Here is a 6,628-nt window from a genome sequence, read left to right as displayed (position 1 = left end):
GCACAATTCCCCAATCCCTCAAAATTACCTCTTAGCTAACAATCAGGTCATTATCTCGAAAAATAAAGGTCCTTTTCCGTGGCATCGGAAATTTATGGACACCTTTGTTATTCCCCTGTAGTATCAGTTTTACCAGGGCTTGTCTGTTAGAGACTAATCATATTTTCAGCTAAAGCAATTGACAATGATCAAAGTAATCGTCGCGGACAACCACCCCATTGTCCGATATGGTATCCACGCACTCCTCAGGGGGGCAGAAGATATTAGGATCATCGGAGATGTCCCTACCACCAACGCATTGTTTGAAATGCTTAAGGAACACACCCCTGATGTCATCATCATGGAACTGGACCTCCCCCAAATCAATGGTATCGCAGCCCTGCGCTACATTAAAGAAGAATATCCTGAAGTTAAAGTCCTGATCTATAGCGGCCAATCTGAAGATGTTTACGCCTTGAGCACCATTCGCGCAGGTGCCAGTGGCTACCTTTCCAAGACCTCTGATTCAGAAAACCTCGCGGCAGCCATCAAAAAAGTAGCCCGGGGAAGCATGTTTATCACCAATGAACTCGCACAGCGCCTGGCTTTTGACCAGGGCAGTAAGAAACCACGACGCTTTTTCCGAAAACTCTCCACACGGGAAGTTGAAGTTCTTAAAATGCTCGCCAGTGGCAAACGAAACAAGGAAGTCGCCCTGGGCCTGAACCTGAATGAAAAAACAGTGAGCACTTATAAAGCACGGTTGATGAAAAAACTCAATGTGGACAATATGGTAGACTTGCTTCAACAGGCCAAGGCACTGGAATTGTATTAGTGCACCCTGCGTGGGCCATAGTTTCTTTTATGGTTTGTTGTACTCCCGGACTCCAGGTGTATTCTCAGGAAAGAACCCGATTCAACTTTGTATTGAGTAATTTATTCAGCTGAAGGTAATTCACGATCTCCTCCAGCACTTCTGTATGGTCGTCGCTCGGCGCTCCTTCCGTTTTCTGCTGCAGGGCTTCAATGCGCTTTTTAATCAGGTAGCACCTGAGGGAAAGAATGGTTTCACTGACCAGTTGAGCTATTGAATTCTCTTTGGGTTTGGGATAAATGTCCTTGCGCTCCCATTGGTGTAGCTGATACTTCTCTTCTTCCATTAAAATGGCGGAAATTTCAGCAACCAACTCCTGATCCGGGTCACTCATAAGTTCCTGGATCCGGAATTCGCCTTCGGCGTTCAACTTCTGTATCAGGGCGTAGTATATTTTACGAAAATTACCATGGGTAAGTTCGATCTCATCATCCTGCAGGTCCAGATATACTTTTTCAAAAACACGGGACTCAGTAACCTCGGGCTCCAGGGCGAGCTTTCCATCCTCGGTTTCCTTCAGGACGAGGTCTTCAAATTCCTGAGATTCTTTTCCGTAGAGCAAAAGCAATTCAATGATTTTCCGCTCGAGTTCGTACTGGAGGTCCAACTGTACTTCTTCGGGTTGGTCAGGAACCACCTCCATAGGCCGGGGAGCAGGTTTTTTGCGCAAGTCCTCAGCCTGCTTTTTCCCCATCTGGGCCAGGGTGCTGAAAAGGACTCCCTCTGATATCCCGAGCAGGGATGCACACTCCTGCACGTAAATCTCCCTTTTAATACGATCGGGGATCCGGGCAATACTCCCCACAATTTCCCTAATGGTTTCCGCCTTGCGTATCGGGTCGTTGGCGGCTTCCTTTGTGAGCAGTGTCGTTTTAAATTGTATAAAGTCCTGGGCCTGCTCCAGCAGGTAGGCCTCAATCGCTTCCTGGGAGTGCTGGCGCGCAAAACTATCCGGATCCTCACCCTGTGGAAAAGTACACACCCTAACATTCATACCTTCTTCAAGGATAAGGTCCACCCCCCGTAAGGAAGCCCTCAGGCCTGCTTCATCCCCATCGAACAAGACCACTATATTCTGGGTCAGGCGACGAATAAGGCGTATTTGTTCAGGGGTGAGGGCTGTTCCGCTAGAGGCCACAACGTTTTCAATACCGCTTTGATGCAACTGAATCACATCGGTATATCCCTCCACGAGATAGCACACATCCTGCCGGGCTATGGCCTGTTTCGCATGGTATATCCCATAGAGTACTTTGCTCTTGTGGTAGATTTCACTTTCAGGTGAATTCAGGTATTTTGCCTGCTTTTTATCCGAACTCAGGGTTCGGCCCCCAAATCCGAGCACGCGCCCACTCAGGGAATGTATGGGAAAAAGGACCCGACCTTTAAAACGATCAAATCGCTTTTCTTTCCCTCCCTCCTGGGTAGCCGGCTTGACTATGGTCAGCCCGGTTTTCTCCAAATACTCCAGGGCGTATCCTTTATCGAGTGCGGCTGTGGTAAATGCGTCCCACTGGTCCGGATTGTACCCCAGGCCAAAGTGCTGAATAGTCTGCTCTGAAAAACCCCGTTCTTTAAAATAACTCAGGCCAATAGCCTTTCCTGTTTCCGTATTCCAGAGGACATCGGAATAAAATTTTTGGGCAAACTCTGCAACCAGCATCATACTCTCGCGTTCGCTGGCCTGTTCTTTCTCCTCGTTGGACTGCTCGGTTTCTTCTATTTCAATCTGATATTTTTTGGCCAGATACCGTATGGCCTCAGGATAGGTGAAGTGTTCGTGTTCCATAAGAAAGGCCACCGCATTACCTCCTTTTCCACTGCTGAAGTCTTTCCAAATTTGCTTTACCGGGGAAACCATAAAACTCGGGGTACGCTCATCGGTAAACGGACTGAGCCCCTTAAAGTTGGATCCCGATTTTTTAAGCTGTACAAAATCACCGATCACCTCCTCTACCCGGGCAGTTTCAAAGACTTTATCTATAGTGTTTCTGGAGATCAAAGCGCTTGGGTATTCATAGGTCTAAAAGTAGCAAAAGTGCAGGCCACTAAAAAGGATTCCCGGAATCAAATCATGGTGTTCTGCGATTTAGTACCTTTAATAGGCGTATGGATCTCTATTTGATGTTTATCCTTTTTTTTGGAACCCGTCCGGGCAAGACCAAAGAAGCTAAGCTGGCGGGCGTACCCTGCCCGTATTGTGAAAATATCGGCACCTTGAACGCCAGCGTTCAGGCCCGGTTTATCCACCTGTTCTGGATCCCCGTCTACCGCTTATCTTCCAATGCCTTGGTAAGGTGCGAGCACTGTAAAAAGGCTTACCAAGGGAATGAATGTACCCCCGGGATGAAAGAGGCCCTTGAAAAACTGAAAGCCTCATAAGAGTGCGGTCCATAAAAAAGCTGCCTTTTCAGACAGCCTTTTTAATAATCCGGTATGGTCCTAAATATCCAGGCGCAATCCAAAGGCGATAAAGCGCTCCTCGACTTCGACGTCCTGAAAAATAGGGTTTAAATCGTATTTCACATAGAGGAGCACGCCCCCGACACCCATATAGCCGCTTAGGCCGTAGACGAAATCGCTGGTGTTGTACCCGCCTTTGAGTTTGTCCTTTTTCTTATCGCCATCCACGGTGTATTTTAACTTCTGACGCGCCCCGATGTTCAGGCCCCCATAGCCTCCAAGGCCCAACCGGAATTGATCCCTAAGGGAATACCGTACGCTGTGCTCGGAAACGCGTTTACGCGAAGGCCCGATTTCAAAGTGTACCGGAACGACCAAATTGTCCATCCTGAACTTTGATTTTCTCAAATCGTATTCAAATTCCTCGAGTCTGCTCTGTCCATCTTCGGTGACGAAATACTGATTCCCTTCCGGCTTCAGCCCGTTGAACTGAAACGAAAAACCATAATGGAACCGAAGCCAATTGGAATTCTGAAACACACGGGTACGCCAAGTCCACCCAATTTCAAAAAAACGGCTTCCCGCCTTTTTATAAGGGGAACCCTCCAAAGAGAGGCCCTGCACGTCGGCATTGCTGAAGCCAAAAGCGATTACCAGGTCGGAATGCGTCCTGCGATCGTACCGATACGGATCGTCCCAGTTCCAGTCCCAGTCCCAGCTCCAGGAATCGCAACCAAACCCGAAGGACTCACAATCATCATCTTCATCGTCATCATCAGGGTATTCGTATACGGTCACACGTTCATCTTTCTTCACAATGCTATCCTGCAGTACAATGGCCTCGCCTTTATTGCGTTCCAACAACGCAATTTCATTGTCGATAATGGCCTGGCGGTTTTTGATATTCAAAGCCCTTCGCTCTGCAGCCTGCTCCTTTAACAACAAGGCTTCAGCTTCGTCGATTTCCCCGGCTTCAAACCTTCCGTCGATCCGTATAACCTCTTTTTTGAGTGCTTCTTTCTCTTGTTTCTCTACAAGTTCCCGCTGGGCCTTGAGTTCCCGAATTTTTTCCTGATAAGCTTCCTGTCCGCTGACTTGCTGCAGGCAGCAAATGACTAAAACTGGAATCAGTAAACGTACTAGTGTGTGCATAATTTTTGATTTAATTGATTGATGAATAAACGCCTCCCGTATTACTTCCATGTAACCCGGGTATTTGTAAAATAAGCTGTCGGTTATTGGGAGCGATCCGCTACCGCGGTCCGCACTTTGCTAAAACCTGTTTTTAACTTCTTGAGAATCTGTTCCCGAAACGTCTGATCGAGCTCCGACTCTACTTCCCCGAGGAGAGCCGCAGGATTCAGGGATGTAGAATCCCTGGGAACACCTTTGTTTTCAACAACCTGTAAAGCTTCCGATAGTAAGGCATCCACCTCAGCATCGTCTATGCCGTCTTCACGATTCGTATCCGAGGTAACCCATTCGGTGTCGGGAATCTTTAAGTCGTCCTGAACTTCAGGGGTCAAATCGGCCAGAGAACGATCCGAAAGATCAGCTTGAGTCAGAGATTTATTGTATTCCCCGGTGACAGCAATATCCGTTGAGGTCACATTCACATCAGACCTGGTTTTCCGGTCCATGGGATTTTGATCCTCTTTATCGGTCATCACTACAGGGTTCCGGGAATCCGACAAAGGGACACCTGAACCCTTTATGAGTTTACTAGCCTCCTTTGTTTCAGGAATATCCTTCGTTTCAGGAACGCCGGTTTCAGGGCTTTCCACTATTGCATCGGACGTGGGCTCATCCACCGTGGTTTCCTGCAGCAGAAAGAAACCCAGCAGAAAAACCACACTGGCTGCCACCAGGTATTTCCATTTCCCGGAACCCGGTTTGCGGGCAGGGGTTTCAGCTTCCAGCCGGGCTTCAATGCGGTCCCAGCTATCCTCCCGGGGTTGCACTTCCCGGGAACGGAGCCTTTCCTGTAAGTCTTTTTCAAAGTCAACGGGTGCCATATCGTGGGATTGAGGATTCTTTAATTTGTTGTTGTAATTGTCTGCGCGCTTTATACAACTGGGTTTTAGACGTACTTTCAGAAATGTCGAGCAAGGTTGCAATTTCAGCGTGTTTATACCCCTCGATTGCATAAAGCGTAAAAACCAGGCGGTACCCTTCGGGTAGGGCTTCAACTAATTTTTCCAGCGCTTCCAAATGATACGGATCTGAGGTAATAGGTTCCGTTACCGGAGCCTCCATCTTGGTTTCATCGTACACCACAAAAGGTCGTTTTCGAAGAAAATCTATGGCCTCTCGTACCATTATCCTGCGTATCCACCCTTCAAAGCTGCCCTGAAACCGAAACTCCGGCAAGGCGCGAAACACTTTGACAAAACCATCGATCATTACATCTTCTGCAAAATGAGCATCTTTGATGTAGCGCCGGGTTAGGGCGAGCATCCCGGGGGAATACTGCTCATAAATCTCCTTCTGAGACTCCCGGTGACCCTGGGCAGCCTTTCGGATAAGCGCTTTATCGTGCTGTAACAATGAAATGATTTTCACTTTCATTCGTGTTTCTATCTCTATAGACGAAGGAAATTAAAAAAGGGTTGCCCGGTAGCTGAAAAAAAAACGAATTCCTGAGGATTAGGGGTCAAATTTTACGGTCCACAACGTAATTGACCATAAGCTCCAGGGCTTCCTTATAAGGGGACTGCGGATAGGGCGTAAGAATCTCGAGGGCCTGATCCCGAAACTCCAGCATCCGTTCCTCGGCGTACTGCAATCCACCTGAAGCTTTTACATAATCGATGACCTCCCGCACCCTCTTGCGATCCTTGTTGTGGTTTTTAACGGACCGGATCAGCCATTTCCGATCCTTCTCTGAAGCCTGGTTAAGGGCATAAATCAGTGGGAGGGTCATTTTCTGTTCTTTAATGTCAATCCCCGTCGGTTTCCCTATGCGCTGCTCCCCATAATCAAAGAGATCGTCTTTGATCTGAAAGGCCATCCCGCTCAGTTCCCCAAATTTCCTGAATATTTCCACTTCCTCCGAATCCGGCTGCACCGAAGCTGCTCCAAGACTGCAGCAAGCCGCGATAAGCGTGGCGGTTTTTTGCCTGATAATCTCATAATACACCGGTTCGGTAATATCCAGTAAGCGCGCCTTTTCAATTTGAAGCAATTCCCCTTCACTGATTTCCCGCATGGCAACCGAGATAATCTTCAGCAGGTCAAAATCTCCGTGATCCACAGAAAGGAGCATCCCACGGGCGAGGAGAAAATCACCCACCAGTACCGCGATCTTATTTTTCCAAAGGGCATTGATCGAAAAAAAACCACGTCGCTTATAACTTTCATCCACCACATCGT

At 47.9% G+C, this 6,628-nt stretch carries 7 protein-coding genes; 2 read left to right on the top strand and 5 right to left on the bottom strand.

What is annotated here, in order from left to right:
* Positions 1 to 184 precede the first annotated feature (184 nt).
* Positions 185 to 814, top strand: a complete 630-nt coding sequence (locus tag WBV75_RS11625) for a response regulator (protein WP_424120761.1) — start codon at positions 185 to 187, stop codon at positions 812 to 814.
* 64 nt (positions 815 to 878) lie between these two features.
* Here WBV75_RS11625 and dnaG read toward each other — a convergent pair whose 3' ends face one another.
* On the bottom strand, positions 879 to 2,855 hold the full coding sequence (gene dnaG, locus WBV75_RS11620; protein WP_424120760.1) for a DNA primase: 1,977 nt from the start codon (positions 2,853 to 2,855) through the stop codon (positions 879 to 881).
* Positions 2,856 to 2,962: 107 nt separating this feature from the next.
* Between dnaG and WBV75_RS11615 the strand changes: the two genes are divergently transcribed.
* Positions 2,963 to 3,235, top strand: a complete 273-nt coding sequence (locus WBV75_RS11615) for a zinc-ribbon domain-containing protein (protein WP_424120759.1) — start codon at positions 2,963 to 2,965, stop codon at positions 3,233 to 3,235.
* Positions 3,236 to 3,295: 60 nt separating this feature from the next.
* Here the strand turns inward: WBV75_RS11615 and WBV75_RS11610 are convergent, their stop codons facing one another.
* From WBV75_RS11610 to WBV75_RS11595, 4 genes are all read right to left on the bottom strand, one after another.
* Positions 3,296 to 4,408, bottom strand: a complete 1,113-nt coding sequence (locus WBV75_RS11610) for a cell envelope integrity protein TolA (protein ID WP_424120758.1) — start codon at positions 4,406 to 4,408, stop codon at positions 3,296 to 3,298.
* Between the two features lie 83 nt (positions 4,409 to 4,491).
* Positions 4,492 to 5,271 carry a hypothetical protein gene (locus WBV75_RS11605; RefSeq protein WP_424120757.1) on the bottom strand — a complete coding sequence of 260 codons (780 nt, stop codon included), beginning with the start codon at positions 5,269 to 5,271 and terminating at the stop codon, positions 4,492 to 4,494.
* The gene (locus tag WBV75_RS11600; protein WP_424120756.1) at positions 5,258 to 5,824 is read right to left on the bottom strand and encodes an RNA polymerase sigma factor; all 567 of its coding nucleotides are present in this window, start codon (positions 5,822 to 5,824) and stop codon (positions 5,258 to 5,260) included. The genes WBV75_RS11605 and WBV75_RS11600 overlap by 14 nt, the downstream gene beginning before the upstream one ends.
* Before the next feature lie 85 nt (positions 5,825 to 5,909).
* On the bottom strand, positions 5,910 to 6,628 hold a 719-nt coding region (locus tag WBV75_RS11595), incomplete at its 5' end, for a polyprenyl synthetase family protein (protein WP_424120755.1).

Origin of the sequence: Robiginitalea sp. (genome assembly GCF_049588695.1) — a bacterium.
Lineage (GTDB): Bacteria > Bacteroidota > Bacteroidia > Flavobacteriales > Flavobacteriaceae > Robiginitalea.
This window is presented reverse-complemented; position numbering and strand designations above follow the sequence as displayed.

Coding starts and splice junctions, on each gene's coding strand:
- WBV75_RS11625 (WP_424120761.1), top strand. CDS start 185: ATGATCAAAGTAATCGTCGCGGACAACCACCCCATTGTCCGATATGGT.
- WBV75_RS11615 (WP_424120759.1), top strand. CDS start 2,963: ATGGATCTCTATTTGATGTTTATCCTTTTTTTTGGAACCCGTCCGGGC.
- WBV75_RS11610 (WP_424120758.1), bottom strand. CDS start 4,408: ATGCACACACTAGTACGTTTACTGATTCCAGTTTTAGTCATTTGCTGC.
- WBV75_RS11605 (WP_424120757.1), bottom strand. CDS start 5,271: ATGGCACCCGTTGACTTTGAAAAAGACTTACAGGAAAGGCTCCGTTCC.
- WBV75_RS11600 (WP_424120756.1), bottom strand. CDS start 5,824: ATGAAAGTGAAAATCATTTCATTGTTACAGCACGATAAAGCGCTTATC.